At 59.5% G+C, this 15,315-nt stretch carries 12 protein-coding genes; all 12 read right to left on the minus strand.

The features are described from left to right. Nucleotides 1-13: 13 nt before the first annotated feature. Nucleotides 14-2,509 carry a DNA translocase FtsK gene (locus Q666_RS37240; protein ID WP_023001334.1) on the minus strand — a complete coding sequence of 832 codons (2,496 nt, stop codon included), beginning with the start codon at nucleotides 2,507-2,509 and terminating at the stop codon, nucleotides 14-16. 222 nt (nucleotides 2,510-2,731) lie between these two features. Further along, the gene (locus Q666_RS64695) at nucleotides 2,732-3,841 is read right to left on the minus strand and encodes a hypothetical protein (protein ID WP_152533265.1); all 1,110 of its coding nucleotides are present in this window, start codon (nucleotides 3,839-3,841) and stop codon (nucleotides 2,732-2,734) included. A 273-nt stretch (nucleotides 3,842-4,114) separates the two neighbouring features. Continuing rightward, nucleotides 4,115-4,459: a copper-binding protein gene (locus Q666_RS37250; RefSeq protein ID WP_023001336.1), complete on the minus strand. Its 345-nt coding sequence runs from the start codon at nucleotides 4,457-4,459 to the stop codon at nucleotides 4,115-4,117. A 40-nt stretch (nucleotides 4,460-4,499) separates the two neighbouring features. After that, nucleotides 4,500-7,682: a CusA/CzcA family heavy metal efflux RND transporter gene (locus Q666_RS37255; RefSeq protein ID WP_023001337.1), complete on the minus strand. Its 3,183-nt coding sequence runs from the start codon at nucleotides 7,680-7,682 to the stop codon at nucleotides 4,500-4,502. Beyond that, nucleotides 7,682-9,883, minus strand: a complete 2,202-nt coding sequence (locus Q666_RS37260) for an efflux RND transporter periplasmic adaptor subunit (RefSeq protein ID WP_023001338.1) — start codon at nucleotides 9,881-9,883, stop codon at nucleotides 7,682-7,684. The genes Q666_RS37255 and Q666_RS37260 overlap by 1 nt, the downstream gene beginning before the upstream one ends. An 86-nt stretch (nucleotides 9,884-9,969) precedes the next feature. Beyond that, nucleotides 9,970-10,344 carry a hypothetical protein gene (locus Q666_RS37265; protein ID WP_139314303.1) on the minus strand — a complete coding sequence of 125 codons (375 nt, stop codon included), beginning with the start codon at nucleotides 10,342-10,344 and terminating at the stop codon, nucleotides 9,970-9,972. A 261-nt stretch (nucleotides 10,345-10,605) separates the two neighbouring features. Then, nucleotides 10,606-11,319, minus strand: coding sequence for a hypothetical protein (locus Q666_RS37270; protein WP_023001340.1), 714 nt, complete (start codon nucleotides 11,317-11,319; stop codon nucleotides 10,606-10,608). After that, nucleotides 11,316-12,650, minus strand: coding sequence for an MFS transporter (locus tag Q666_RS37275; protein ID WP_023001341.1), 1,335 nt, complete (start codon nucleotides 12,648-12,650; stop codon nucleotides 11,316-11,318). The genes Q666_RS37270 and Q666_RS37275 overlap by 4 nt, the downstream gene beginning before the upstream one ends. A 95-nt stretch (nucleotides 12,651-12,745) precedes the next feature. Next, nucleotides 12,746-13,234: a cytochrome c gene (locus Q666_RS37280; protein WP_023001342.1), complete on the minus strand. Its 489-nt coding sequence runs from the start codon at nucleotides 13,232-13,234 to the stop codon at nucleotides 12,746-12,748. A 20-nt stretch (nucleotides 13,235-13,254) separates the two neighbouring features. Next, the gene (locus Q666_RS37285) at nucleotides 13,255-14,145 is read right to left on the minus strand and encodes a cytochrome c (protein WP_023001343.1); all 891 of its coding nucleotides are present in this window, start codon (nucleotides 14,143-14,145) and stop codon (nucleotides 13,255-13,257) included. Between the two features lie 3 nt (nucleotides 14,146-14,148). Further along, the gene (locus Q666_RS37290; protein ID WP_023001344.1) at nucleotides 14,149-14,784 is read right to left on the minus strand and encodes a cytochrome c; all 636 of its coding nucleotides are present in this window, start codon (nucleotides 14,782-14,784) and stop codon (nucleotides 14,149-14,151) included. A 52-nt stretch (nucleotides 14,785-14,836) separates the two neighbouring features. Then, complete coding sequence (locus Q666_RS37295) at nucleotides 14,837-15,160, minus strand: hypothetical protein (RefSeq protein WP_023001345.1); 324 nt, start codon at nucleotides 15,158-15,160, stop codon at nucleotides 14,837-14,839. Nucleotides 15,161-15,315 lie beyond the last annotated feature (155 nt).

Consider the following 15,315-nt stretch of genomic DNA (forward strand, 5'->3'; position numbering starts at 1 on the left):
TCGTACTGCGTACCTATTCTTCGCTCGGCTGCTCTCTCTTGCCGGCCAGGATCTCGCGCTTGCCGACGTGGTTGGGCGCACCGACAAGGCCTTCGTTTTCCATTTTCTCGACCAGGGTAGCCGCACGGTTGTACCCGATGCCGAGGCGGCGCTGGATATACGAGGTTGAGCAGCGCTTGTCGCGCAGGACGATCTTCACCGCCTTGTCGTAGAGGTCATCACCGTCTTCGGACGCGATGGCACCCTTGTCGAAGACTGCTTCGTCTTCTTCCAGCTCTTCCTCTTCTTCCGCGGTTACGGTTTCAAGGTATGCGGGCCGCCCCTGGCTTTTCAGGTGAGCGACAACCTGTTCGACTTCCTCGTCCGAGACGAAGGCGCCATGGACACGGTTGATACGTCCGCCACCCGACATATGCAGCATGTCGCCCATGCCGAGCAGCTGTTCCGCACCCTGCTCGCCGAGGATCGTGCGGCTGTCGATCTTCGAGGTGACCTGGAAGGAAATCCGGGTCGGGAAGTTAGCCTTGATCGTGCCGGTGATCACGTCGACCGAAGGACGCTGTGTCGCCATGATGAGATGAATGCCTGCGGCGCGGGCCATCTGCGCCAGACGCTGGATAGCGCCTTCGATTTCCTTGCCGGCGACCATCATCAAATCCGCCATCTCGTCAACGATGATGACGATGTACGGCATCGGAGCGAGGTCCATTTCCTGCTGCTCGTAGACCGGTTCCCCCGTATCGCGGTCGAACCCGGTTTGCACGGACACGATAACCGGTTCACCCTTCTGACTTGCAGCGGCGGCACGCTGGTTGAAACCGTTGATGTTGCGCACGCCAAGCCGTGCCATCTTCCTGTAGCGATCCTCCATTTCGCGCACGGCCCATTTGAGAGCTGTCACGGCCTTTTTCGGATCGGTGACGACAGGCGTCAGCAGGTGCGGAATGTCGTCGTAGATGGACAGTTCCAGCATCTTCGGATCTACCATGATCAAGCGGCACTCTTCCGGCTTCAGACGGTAGAGCAGCGACAGGATCATCGTGTTGATGGCAACCGACTTGCCCGAGCCGGTCGTTCCGGCGACCAGCAGATGCGGCATCTTCGCAAGATCGGCAACAACCGGCTCCCCGCCAATCGTCTTGCCGAGGCTAAGCGCAAGCTTGCAGCTGGTCGCGCGGAAGTTGGTCGAATCGATCAATTCGCGGAAGTAGACGGTTTCACGCTCCGTATTCGGCAGCTCGATCCCGATGACGTTCCGGCCGGGCACGACCGCAACACGGGCGGAGATGGCCGACATGGAACGGGCAATGTCATCGGCGAGGTTGACGATGCGCGAGGACTTGATTCCCGGGGCCGGTTCGAACTCGTAAAGGGTAACCACAGGCCCGGGGCGCACGTGGATGATCTCGCCGCGCACCTTGAAGTCTTCCAGAACGCTTTCCAGAAGCCCCGCATTCCGTTCCAGTTGCTCCTGCGTCATCTGGAAGCCCGGACCATCCTGCGGCAGTTGCAGCAGATCGCCGGACGGGAACTCGTAGCTGCCGAACAGCGATTGTTGACCCGATCCCGCACCGATCGGCGGCAGAGCATGCGTGCTGGAGGACAAGGACCGGGGTGTGGGGCTTGGCATCGAAATCGACACTCGTGACCGACCGGCAGCGTCCTGATTGCCTTCCGGGTTTTGCTGTGCTGCCGGCCTTTGGCCGGCCGGCTGCGGAGACGGGTTTGCTGGCCTTGCGGCAATCGGTCTGGAAGAGGAAGGTGCAGGCGTGGGGGATGCAGAACCGTTGCATTCCACGACCTTGTACAGCGACACGATTCCCTCCGGTGGCCGCGCCACCTGTCCCGCGACAGGCACCTCCTCGTAAACCGTCCTCACGGCTCGTACCGGCTCCACGACCCTCTGCGCAGGCACTTCTGCAGCCGGCTGCGGAGTGATGGTGTCGTCGGACATGAATTCAAAGAAGGCGTGATCGGACAGGAAACCAAGGTGCGCCGTGGAAGAATGCGCGTCATTGGCAGGCGCCTGCACATTCACAGGCCCACTATCGGCGGGCTGACCAATCACCTGTGCAACTGGCATGGTTGCGGGCATAACAGGGGAGGGGTTTGGCGCGACCAGCGGCTGCTGCGCAACGGGCTCTACCTCGACCGGGGGTACAGTTTCACTGGCGCTGACTTCGCTCGCGTTTTCTACCGGTGCAGATCGCTGCTTTGAACCGCGGTCTGGCGTCCGGGTGAAGCGAACGTTGGGTGCAAGGTAGAAATAGCTCTGGCAGGATTCGTCCGAAGGGGTTTCCACCCCCTGGTTTCCATCTCCTGTCTGCTGCTGCGGATTGCCTGCAACATGTGGCAACCGGCGCGTCTCAGGCACCCGTTCACCATCTGTGGCGGCGGGTTGCCCGAGCGGGTTTTCGCCCTGCGCTTTCCGACTGGAATCATAGGTTGAAGCTGGCTGGCCGGCATCGTTCGAATTCGAAAGTGAGAAATTCTTCCGGGAAATACGCATGGACAAAGAAGACTAGTGTTTCGGGTTGAACGCCTTTGGGAGAGATGTAGGAAAATAAGGTTAACAGTCTCTATCCAAACCCTGTCATTCTCCACCTTTGAGCCACCTCCGATCGACCGTCAGACATGCAAAATTCGGCGAAAATGCGCTGAAATCAACACCTTGAAGCCAGTTCAACAATGTCGCGTTTATCTGATGAGCCCTTTTGTCGGGCTCACCTTCCTAGCCGATGCAAAAACGGAAGCTGGCGGCGATGATCTTGCGGTCCATGTCGCTCAGATCGATCGCCCCGCGCACCTCGCCACCGGACGACATTCCAAGAAACAGGCTGAACTCGATCCGCTCGGTAACCGACAGCAGTTCAACAACCTTGTCGTTGATTTCGACCTCGACGCTGCTGTCACCGACAACCCGAAGGATATCCTTGGTGGCTGTCGCCGTGATGCCACGTCCTTTTGAAAACATGTTGATGCTTGTCGTCGGCAGGTCATCAGGGTTCAGAATACCGCCATCGGTCGTGATCAGGACGTAGGGCTTGTTCTTGCGGCAATAGCTGGAAAACTGGCTCGCGAGATCATAAAGGCGCGTGGCGCTCTTGCGCTTGCTTGCTGCCACCAGACCCTGCTTGTAGGGCTCCAGAAAGAACGCCCCGAACCCTTCCGGCGTGACAAGGGCAAATTCCTCAAGCTGCGCCGCGTCGGGAACGAACATGTCGTCCGGTTTCGCACCCGTGCCGAGAACGAAGATGCGAGCATCGATTCCCATTTCCAGAAGGTAACGTACAATCCGGCTGGACAATTCCTGCGCGGACATCAGTGCCTGGTCCACCTGGCTGGACGGCACCTGGCCAGCCCTCTCTCCGGACAGGTAGAACTGGTGGAAGCCGAGACGGTTGCCGTCCGGAATACGTCTGACTTCACCTCCCAGGAACGCGTAGGAACACGCGCTCATGCAGTAGCCGCCGTCCACCGTGTCCCCGAATGTGCCCTCGGACTTCCAGATGCCGATTTCCGTCTCCATTCCCCTGGCACGGATCAGCTCTCCCAGTTCCAGGCCGGCAATCAGACTACCGCCGGGGCTGTGCAGCAGAACCTTGTTGCCGTCGGAATGCTCATTCTTCAGGTAGCTGGAAAAGAGCGCGGGCGTGTCCGCGGTAATCTGCCCTTCGGCTCGCACATAACAGGATGCCGCGTTGTTGCCCTTGCAGACGTTTTCGAACGTCATGCTTTCTGCCTGGGCTGCACCTGGAGACAATGCAATACAGGCAACAACCGCGAACGCCGCCACCCGCCAATCACGTGCGGCAAAAATCCGTCCCAAAGACTCTTTCATTTCGTTTCCCTGAACCGGTAAGACCTGAACGTCGGTCAAACGAGAAAACAACAAAGCCATTAAAGAGAGCCTGAAAAATCAGGACAAGAGAACGATCGCTCTGGTCCCAGTCTTATCAAGCCCGATGTCTTTATTGCGTTCTGAACCGGCATCAGGGGAAAACGGAATTGCGTATTTCACCAACCCCTATTTGGGGAAGGCGGAAGGGTACTGGAAGGGTATTGGCAGCAGCCCGAGGCAGGTGTCATGGGCTGCTGCCGTTTGTCCGAAATCTTACTTCGGCATCATTCCGCCGATGGCATACATGCCGTCGTCGCCTTTCACCAGCATCAGGATCACGCTGTCGCCTGGGGTGAGATCATCCGACATCTCTGCGCCTTCCAGAAGGGGCAGATCCATCGTCATGGCCGGCCAGCCGATTTCCGGAATCGGATCGTGGCTGACGTTTGCAGTCCCGTCGCCGATGGAGTTGACGACGGCATTGGCGTGGACCGCGCCGTCCATCTGTTCGGCTGTCATGGGCATGTTGGAATGATCCATGCCGCTATGCGACGACTGGGCAAGGACAGCCGGGGTGGCCGCCATGGACAGGAACGCTGCGAGGATGAGGGTCTTCATTTCAGTTGCCTTTCTTGGGGTTTGTTTGTGAGTTGCAAAATCATTCGGCCGGCTGCACCGCACCTTTGATGTCCGGGGTGGCTATGCTCAGCTCACGGTTGACCCGCGAGAGAGCAAGCCGCTTCCAGATCGTGAAAATGGCGGGAATGACGAAGAGGGTCAGAAGGGTGGCGGTTGCCATGCCACCAACCATGGGGGCTGCGATCCGCTGCATGATTTCCGAGCCCGTGCCGTCGCCGTACATGATCGGGATCAGCCCGGCAAAGATCGTCGCAACGGTCATCACCTTTGGCCGCACGCGCAAAAGCGCACCTTCGAAAACCACTTCCTCTACGTCGACAACCGTCAGGGAGCGGGCCTCGGCGGCCGCAAGCTTCTTGCGTTTTTCCCAGGCCAGGTTGAGGTAGAGCAGCATCACGATGGCTGTCTCGACCGCAACGCCGGCAAGGGCGATGAAGCCGACGATCACCGCGACCGACATGTCGAAATCCAGGTACCAGAGAAACCACACACCTCCGGCCAGCGCAACGGGAAGTGCGGCAAGGATGATGCCGACTTCAATGACCCGGTTGAACGCCATGAACAGCATGAGCGTGATGATCAGCAAGGTCGCCGGAGCCACCAGCTTCAGGCGTTCCTGCATGCGTTCGATGTACTCATACTGGCCCGACCAGGCGATCGAATAGCCGGGAGGCAGTTGCACCTTCTCCGCAACCGTCCTGCGCGCTTCATCAACGTAGCCGCCCAGATCCCGGCCGGTGATGTCGATGAAGACGAACCCGGTGCGCCGGGCGTTTTCAGACCGGATCATGCCCGGTCCGTCGACAACGCTGACCTCTGCCAGGGCACCGAGCGGAATATGGGCACCGGACGGCGTGACCACCGGAAGTTCCCGCAAGCGCTCGGGGCTGTTGCGCCAGTCCTGCGGATAGCGGAGGTTGATGGGAAAGCGCTCCAGGCCTTCGACGGACTCCGATACCTGCATGCCGCCAATCGCGGTCTGCACGACGTCCTGGATGTCCCGCACGCTCATCATGAAGCGGGCAGCCGCCTCCCGGTCGACGTCGATCTCGATGAAGCGTCCCCCGACGGGCCGCTCGGCGTAGGCCGATGCCGTGCCATCAATTCCTGCGACCGCGTTTTCGACTTCAATGCCGATCTTTTCGATGACGCCAAGATCGGCCCCTGTGATCTTGACCCCGACAGGGGTCTTGATGCCGGTTGCCAGCATGTCGATGCGGTTCTTGATCGGCTGGATCCACACGTTGGTGACGCCCGGTATCTGGACGGCCTGATCCAGCTCATCCCGGATCCGGTCCATCGTCATGCCCTCCCGCCACTCGGCGCGCGGCTTCAGCTGGATGGTCGTCTCGATCATCGTCAGCGGGGCAGGGTCTGTCGCCGTATCGGCACGGCCCAACTTGCCGTGCACCGTCTTTACTTCCGGTACGGTGGCGATAAGGCGGTCGGACTGCTGAAGAACCTCACGCGCCTTGCCGATGGAAACACCGGGATAAAGTGTCGGCATGTAAAGGAAGTCACCTTCGTTGAGGGCTGGCATGAATTCCGTGCCGATCCTCTGAAGGGGCCACCACATGGAGGCGACCAGGACACCCGCCAGAATGGTCGTTGCCCAGGGCCAGGCAACGGCTGCATCCAGAAAGGGGCGGTAGAGCCAGATGACAATCCGGTTGAGTGGGTTCTTGTTCTCCGCAAGAATTCGCCCGCGGACAAAGTACCCCATCAGCACCGGAACCAGCGTGATGGAGAGTATGGCCGCCGCCGCCATGGCGTAGGTCTTGGTGAAGGCCAACGGCTTGAAGAGCCTGCCTTCCTGGCTTTCCAGAACGAACACCGGCAGGAAGCTGACGGTGATGATCGCCAGGGAGAAGAAGAGGGCAGGGCCCACTTCCGAGGCACATTCCCCCACGATCCGCCAGCGATTCGCCGCGGTCAGTTTTTCATGCTCCAGCCGACGGTGCATCGCCTCGATCATGACGATTGCCGCATCCACCATCGCGCCGATGGCGATGGCGATGCCGCCAAGCGACATGATGTTCGCATTCACGCCCTGCAGCTTCATGATGATGAAGGCAGCCGCAATGCCGAGAGGCAGGGAAAACAGGATGACGAGCGACGAGCGCAAGTGCAGAAGGAACGCCGCGCAGACCAGAATGACAACGATGAATTCTTCGGTCAGCTTTGTCTGAAGATTGTCGATCGCACGTTCGATAACACCGGAGCGGTCGTAGGTCGTGACGATCTCCACTCCTTCGGGCAGGCTGCTGCGCAGTTCGCCGATCCGTGCTTCGACTGCCTTGATGGCTGCCAGCGCGTTGCCGCCCCAGCGCAGGATCACAACCCCGCCGACGGCATCGCCTTCGCCGCCGAATTCACCGACACCACGGCGCATTTCCGGCCCGAGTCGAATGTCGGCAACGTCTCCGAGGGTCAGCGGCGCACCGCGGTCGTTGACCATCAACGGCGCCTTGGCAAGATCGGCAAGCTCATCGACGTAACCGGTCGAGCGCACCATGAATTCGGCTTCGCCCATCTCGATCACGCTGCCGCCGGTTTCCCGGTTCGCGGCTTGAATGGCGCCTCGGATCTGCGCCAGCGTTATGTCGTAGGCCCTGAGTTTGTTGGGGTCCACGACCACCTGGTATTGCTTCACCATGCCGCCGATCGTGGCGACTTCCGAGACGCCGTCGACGGTCTGAAGTTCGTATTTCAGGAACCAGTCCTGAAGGGCACGCAGTTGGGCAAGGTCATGATTTCCGGTGCGGTCTATCAGGGCGTACTGGTAAATCCAGCCGACACCCGTCGCATCCGGGCCAAGCTGTGGTGAAACATCTTCAGGCAGGTTGGCAGCGATCTGACCGAGGTATTCCAGAACACGGGTTCTGGCCCAGTAAAGATCGGTGCCGTCCTCGAAAACGATGTAGACGTAGCTGTCGCCAAAGAAGGAAAAACCACGCACATCACTGGCACCTGGCACGGCAAGCATCGCCGTGGCGATAGGGAATGTGACCTGGTCCTCCACCACCTGAGGCGCCTGGCCGGCGTAGGGCGTGCGCACGATGACCTGAACGTCCGAAAGATCCGGGATTGCATCGACGGGCGTTTCACGGATTGCCCAGATACCGGCGACGGCGATCATGGCGGCGATTGCCAGCATGATCACCCGGTTGGCGATGGAGGCACGAATGATTGCGGCAATCATCACAAGCCCTCCTCATGCCGGACACCGACCAATGTCATGGAGAAATCCGGATTGCGCTGGAGCAAGAGTGTTAGTTCCTGATCCAGTGGCAAATCACCAACGGCAATGGTCTGATCAACGGCAAAATCCATGGTCATGCCCGGCATGCCGATCTCAGCCATCGGTCCGTGAGTGATGTTGGCCGTGCCTGCATCCTGATCAAGGGCATTGATGGTGCCGCGGACTTCCATCGGCGGCGTGACCGGCTCTGCCTTTGCCAGGACCATTGTCATTCCGTCCGGCCTTGAAAAGGTGAGCGTGGTTTCCGTGCCGACTGGCAGGGCATCCAGATCCAGGGTCTCGTCCACCGCGAATGCCATGGTCATGCCAGGCATGCCGATTTCGGCAATGGGGCCATGGGTGATTGTAGCCTTCGCGTTTTCGGTATCGATCGAGTTGATCGTTCCCGACACCACGATGGGTGCGGCCTCGGCTTTCGTGTCGTCGGCAACGTCCTCGGCCTGCTTTGCCGACGGATCCTCGGCAACGCCCGGCTGCCTTACCGCCACGATCGAGAAGAGACCACCGTCGCCCTTGGCAAGGTCGAATTCGACCGGAACATTCACCGGAACCGACTGCGGATCGAAGCCCGAGACATCCAGGTCCATTTGCATGGCGGGCCAGCCGAGATCCGGGATCGGACCATGTTCCATCGTCAGTTTGCCGTCGCTTGTAACAGCAAGAACGGTTCCCGACCCCGTGGCTGCAATGCCGTCGTCTGACCCGAGCTCGATCAACCCCAGCAGGCCATCAGCGCCGCGCGCTGCCTTAAAGGAAACCTGCTGGCCTTCGCTCAACCGGTCGAGAGGGATGGACGCCGCAACAGGAAAACGTGTTGTCATCGCGGGCCAGTCGAGACTTTCCAGACTGTCGTGGCGGATGGTTGCAAGCCGGGCTTCGCGGTCGAGCGCGACCAGTTCACCGGTTCCGCGCGCAGGAACCTCGTTCGTCGGCGCCATGCGCATCAAGCCCGCATTGAGCGCGCTTTCGCTGTCGATCAGGAACTGGGCCGAAGCAACAACCTCTTCACCGGGCTCGAGACCCTGAACAACTTCCGTACGCCCGTTTTCTCCAAAATTGTCACGCAATCCGGTGGATATCAGCCTTGGCTTGAAAGTGCCTTCGCCGACCTTGATGACAACACGCTCCGCTGTCCCCGTCCGGATGACGGCTTCCGAGGGAATGGTGACGGCAGTGCGGGTCTCGTTGGGAAACAGCCTGACGTTGCCGAACATGTTCGGCCGCAACAGACCTTCGGCGTTGTCAAACAGGAGCCTGACAGGCAGGGTTCGCGTTTTTGGATCGAGTTCCGGGTAAATGTAATCGATCTGGCCTTCGAATGTCCGTCCCGGCAGATGTTCGAAGCGGGCGACCGCACGCATGTCTTCCGTCAAACGCGCGATGTCGCGCTCGAAGACATCCACAATCAGCCACACCTTGTCGAGATCCGTAATGGACATGGCCTGAGCGCCGGGCTGCAGGAACATGCCGTCGGCGGCCGCGAGGGCAATAACGACCCCGTCGCGCGGCGCGACCACCTTGATCCTGCGGGCGACCTTGCCGTCTGCCTCGATCTCGGCAATCTGCTCCTCTGAAGCCCCATGACTGCGCAGCTTGTTGCGGGCAGCCTCCAGGGACAGACCGTTGCCGTTCGAAAGCGAGCGCAGGAAATCGAAGCTGGCAATGCCGAATTCGGGCGAAAACAGCTCGAACAGCACTTCGCCCTTTTTCACCCGATCGCCAACGGCGCGAATGTTCAGCGTCTCGATCCAGCCGTCCACCCGGGTGTGAACATGACTGGTCAGATGTTCGTCGTAACCGACGAAGCCGACGGTTTCGATTTGCCGGGAAATTTCACCGACACGGGCCAAAGCGGTACGTACGCCGATGGCATTGACCTCGGCCGCCGACAAGTTGACTTCAGCCGGATCAGCGGAAGGTTCCTGTCCGGCATAAACCGGTATCAGATCCATTCCCATCGGCGACTTGCCGGGCCCGGGCTGGCGGAAATTCGGGTCCATGGGGGCGACCCAATAGAGAATTTCTGGTCCCCCCGACGCATTGCCGTCGCCCGGGTTCAGATAAAGGCGCTCAAGAAACACCCCGCCTGCCACACCTGCGGCAAGGGCGATGATGCTGAGCGCGGTATAACGTCCACGCATAATAACCTCTGAGTTGCCAGCGGCTGTTTGCCGAGGGCATGTCCATCACTTCTGGCTCCGCGAAAATCTGCGGAGGAACGATGTTTTCAGAGGAGGCGGGGAGGTCGTTCGGGAAGGGTGATGTCCGAGACGTGCAGGGCATCAGGCGGCAACTGCGTGAAGGCGAGGGCCTGGGCAAAACCCAGTGCCATTTCCTGGCTATCGCGAACCGTATCGGCAGCGCATAACGCACCGCCGCAGCACAGGTCGAATTTCACCTGTCCGTCGTCCGGCATTTCATCGCCCATCATTGCCGAGGCATGACCCATCATCGTTTCACACGGCATGCCGGCGTTGGCCGCAACATGTTCTCCAGGAGCCATCATCGCCTGGTGCGCCGGCGCAAACCCGGCAAACAGCAGGGCAATCGCGAACAGGATCGTCGCGGCCAGTCTGCTGATGTGATGCACGGGTCGGGTCATGTTGCGCGATATAATCCAGTCCAGCACAAATACAAGTGCCTGATAGGTGCTGTTGAGCAAGCCTTCGAAGGGCGGTTAATAAATTTCCGTTCTTGATCTGGAACCGTGAAACGTCCGGTTCTGCGATAGTTCATCCGATCACAAGTCAACCTGAGACCTAAATACGCCTGGCGGGGTCGAAGCAGAAGCGAATATGAGCGCCGACCCTTCAATTTTTCGTTTGCGTCTGGGAAATTGAAGCGGATCTGAACAGGGTCGGGGCTATTCAAGCAATTGGATTCCGGCGAAAAGGATAATGAGAATTCCGGCAGTTGCATCGAGCGCTCGGGAAACCACGCTGAGGGTCGCGCCGTTCCTGAGAGCGACATCGAGAAACAGGCGTTGGCCGAAAACCGCCAATCCTGCCACTGCACAAAGCGTGAAGGCGATGCCGACAAGCATCGATGCCGCGAACATCAGACCCGCCCCCGGTTCGCCTTGCGACAGGGCTGCCACCACGACAAACAATGTCAAAGGACAAGGTACGAGACCGGCTGTAAGGGCCACCCAGAAGCCTTCGGCTCGCTTCCTGCCCGGCCTTGAGCGGATTGCCCGGACAAAGAGCCATGCGCCGATACCGATCAGTGTGATGCGGCTGATCAACTCGAGGGCCGCGGCCCGGCCGCCACCAACAAAGGATCTTTCCACGAGCTGGGAGGCAAAGAAGGCGATCAGAACGGCTGTGAGCACATGTGTTGCCGCCAGCAGTGTCGAGACCGAAAATGCACGGGCGAAGCTGCTTCTGGCTCCGGCGACATAGCTAGCCAGGATCGTCTTTCCGTGCCCGGGCGTCAAAGCGTGAATGGCGCCGAACAGCACCCCTGTCCCGATCATGCTCGCAAGAAGCCAGAAATCCCCCGACTGGCTGAATTCCAGCAACGAAGCCCGCACGCCACCATAGATCCAGCGTTGCCAGGAGATGAGAAGATCCATCATGGCTGGCGATCCGGCCAGGTGTGGTGAAGGCTGTCGATCACGAACGCATGTGCGTGTCGTTTTCCATGCGCTTTGGCAAGATGCGGATGGTTTGCCGGCAGGTCGGGGTGCGCATGGTCGAGAATACTGTGATCGTCTGCAGGCCAGGACTTGCCGGCCACAGCCCAGCCAAGCACAGCCAAACCGGCGAGAACGACCATTGTCACAGACACCGAGGAATTTGCTCCAAGCCAGCCGGCAAGCGGATAGGCAATCAGCCAGCAACCGTGCGAAAGAGCAAATTGTGCCGCAAAAACCAATGGACGGTCCTGGGGATGGGCGGAATTTTTGAGAAGCCGTCCAGAGGGCACGAGCACCGCTGACATGCCCGCCCCCATGGCAAACCAGACCAGCAGCAGCGTTGGCCAAACGAAAGGCTCCGGCAGGACCGCCAACAGGCCGGCGAATATCAGCAACGAAACGGGAAGCAATGCTCCGCCGGCGAGCATGACGGACCGTTCGGAACGGCTTGCTAGAAGCTTTGGCAACGTCAACGCGACAACCATGGAGCCTCCGCCATAGGCCGCCATCGACGAGGCCAGGTCGGTGTCGTCGAGACCAAGGTACGATTTCACGATGACGACACCGTTGACGATCACCACGGCTCCCGAGGCGGCAACCGCGAGATTGAGCGCCAGCAATCCTCTCAGGCGTGGTGTCTTCAGATAGATCTGCAGGCCCTTGACGGTTCTTCGGAACGCGGGCTCTTCTGCGTCGGCCTGCGGCGAGACGAGCCGAATGGTCAGGATCAACCCGGCAGAGAACAGGAAGCCGGCAACGGTACCACCGAACAACCAGTGGAAGCCGACAAGGCCAACCAGGACGGCTGCAATCATCGGGCTGAGAAGGTTTTCAAGATCATACGCCATGCGCGATAGCGACAAGGCACTCGTGTAGTCCTTTTCATCCGGAAGGATATCGGGAATGCTGGCCTGGAAGGCAGGGGTGAAGGCCGCGGACGCGGTTTGCAACAGGGCGATCAGAACGTAGATCTGCCAAATCTCGTCAACGAAGGGCAGGGCCACCGCGGTCAGAGCCCGGACGATATCCAACGTGACGAGAAACATCCGACGCGGAAACCGGCTCGCATAAGCGGCAGCAATCGGGCTGATGCCGACGTAGACAATCATCTTGATCGCAAGGGCTGTTCCCAGAACGGCGCCAGCCTCATCGCCTGCAAGATCGAAGGCCAGCAGCGCCAGGCCAACCGTCATCAGACCTGTGCCGAACAACGCGATGACCTGCGCGAAAAAAAGATGGCGGTAGGTTTGATTGGCAAGTACCGAAATCACTTAACTCTCCAGCCGTCCAGCTTCACCGCGCCTTGCGATCGAACCTGTGCCGCAACTGCAATGCTTCATAGCCGTATGGCGAAAACGCACGGCCTTCAAGACGATGGGGCTCCTCCTTGCGCATTGATGAGGTCATGCCTTTCACGAATTTCCTGCGGCCACTGTGCCTTGATCCAGGACAGGACGGCGATGATTTCGGTATCTGTCAGCACTCCTTCGAACGCCGGCATGTTCGAATTGAAATTCTCAAGGCCAACCGCCTTCGCAGTGCCATGTTTCGTGATACGGAACAGCAGTTCGTCCTGATGATGCCAGGTGTGCCCGGTTTCGTCGTGCGGCGGGGCCTTCAGGGAACCGTCCGGATTGGCGTCCATCCAGTCGCGCTCTCCTTTCAGGTCGTCTCCGTGGCAAGCTGCGCAATTCTGCGCGTAAATGTCTGCTCCCAAACGCACAAGCTTGAGGTCGCCCGGCTTCAGCCGGACGACACTTTCGTCAACATCGGGGGGTGCCAGGAGGAAAATGGCACTGGCGACGACAATCACCACTGCCGCAGAAAGTGCACCGAGCAAGATGCGGTTTCTCATGGTTTCTCTCCTTCAGACGGTCAGCCGTCCCTCTCCAGGAGATAGGTTGCGATTGCTTCCCGGTCCTCTTCGGACAGGAAAGCAGTGCCGTCGCGCACGACCTCGCCCATGGAGCCGCCAAAGACGTCCCCATCGGGCATGATCCCGGTTTTCAGCGCATACTGCAGAGAACTTAACGTCCAGCCCTGCCTCTTCAGCGCGGCACTCGTGATGGGTGGAGACTTGCCGCCGCCAGGCAGTTCGCTGGCGCCATGCAGAGCCAATTCCGCCTGACGTGCACCAGCGGCATTTCTAGGGGTGTGGCAAGCGCCGCAATGAGCCGGTCCCTCAACAATGAACTTGCCCCTGTTCCAGAGATCAGAGCGCGCAGGATCCGGGTCGAATGTCTCCGGCACGTAAAACAGTCCGCGCCAGAGTTTCAGGCCCATTCTGAGATTGAATGGCGGCAACATGTCATGTGGTGTCGATGCTTCAGCAACGGAGGGAACCGTCTTGAAGGCTGCCCACAGGTCCGCGATATCCTGGTCGCTCAAGGAACCGTAAAACGGATAGGGAAAAGACGGATAGTAGGGCTCCCCTTCCGGCGAAATACCCTGTCGCACCGCCGCTGCAAAATCCTGCAAGTTCCAGTTTCCGATGCCGTGATCCGGATCCGTCGTCAGGTTGGGCGAATAGAACGTGCCGAAGTCCGTCGGCAGCCTGACACCGCCAGCCAGAGGTTTCCCGCCACCTTCCGTATTGGTATGGCAGGCGATACATCCCGACATCCTGGCAAGATAGGCGCCGCGGCCCGGATCGCCGGCAAGGACTTCGATCCGTTCGGGCTTGTCGACAGGCCAGAGGTAAAGCACGGCGAACGCCGCTCCCGCCAACGCGGGAGCAACGATCGCAACAATGAGCCAGAGGCGCATCGATCAGTTTTTCTCGACCCTGAATTTTGAGTGACAGGCCGAACAGGTCTGCGCGACCATGTTGAAAAGCCCGTCCGCAGGCATCTGGGCCAACATTTCGGGATCGGCCATGTGACCGGCGTTCCCCATCATGCCACCCGACCCCATCATTCCTCCGGAGCCCATCATACCACCCTGGGACATCATGGAATTTCCACCCATCATGGTGTCTTGCCCCATCATGCCCGACTGACCCGTCATACCTGCACCGCCCTTGCCGTGTGCCAGGCCGTTTTCGGCCGCTGCGCCAAGTCCTGCTGCAAAAACGTCCAGCTGTTTTGCGAGCTCAGAGAATTCTTCCCAGTCGGTCCAGATTTCCGGTTTCGCCTCCGATGGGCCTTCTATGCTGTGTTCCGGGAACAGCTTGGTCAGGGCCTCGCCGGAATGGGACTGGATAACCGCAGCGCCCTCACGCACTGCGTCCGCATCATAGTCCTTTTCTCCACGCATGATGGCAGTCAGCGACTTCATCACGTCGCCCATCTCATCCATCGCGTCCATGCGTTCCTTGACGATTCCGGACGCCCCACCATGTGCAAAGGCGCCGGCAACGCCTGCAAGCAACAGCGCGCCAGTCGCTGACATAATCGTAAGTTTCATTGATCTTGTCCTGTATCCAGATTGCGTGGCGGATATTCCGCCTCAAGCGATTTCAAACGGATAAAGGAGCCGGTCGTGGGGGAGGCGGATCAATCTTCCACACCCGGGACACATTGGACACCACGGTGTCACGGACGCTGTCTTCGATGAGGTCAGGGATGCTCAGATGCTCGTCATCCGTCAACGCCAGCAAATAGGCCCCACAATGCACGGTTTCATGATCTGCCACATTGTGATCGGAATGGTTTGAAGCATGATCGTGGGGAATATCGCCGCCGAAGGCGGCAGCGGTTTCATGTGAGTGTTCGTGGGCAGTTCCGGCAAGCGAATGACTGAACGATCCTCCGGCAGCAACGAAAGCCGCCACGAGGAGCATTTTAAAAGTCGTCCAAAAGCAAGACTGCAACCGCATCAACAATGACCTACTGGATCCTGTTTGCCAGCAACGAACCCGAACCTGTGTCACAATCCGGTGAACCTGCGCCCCGGTCAACCCATCTCTGGCCGGCATATTGCCGATCCGCACCATTA

Origin of the sequence: Labrenzia sp. C1B70 (assembly GCF_000475395.1) — a bacterium.
GTDB lineage: Bacteria > Pseudomonadota > Alphaproteobacteria > Rhizobiales > Stappiaceae > Roseibium > Roseibium algicola.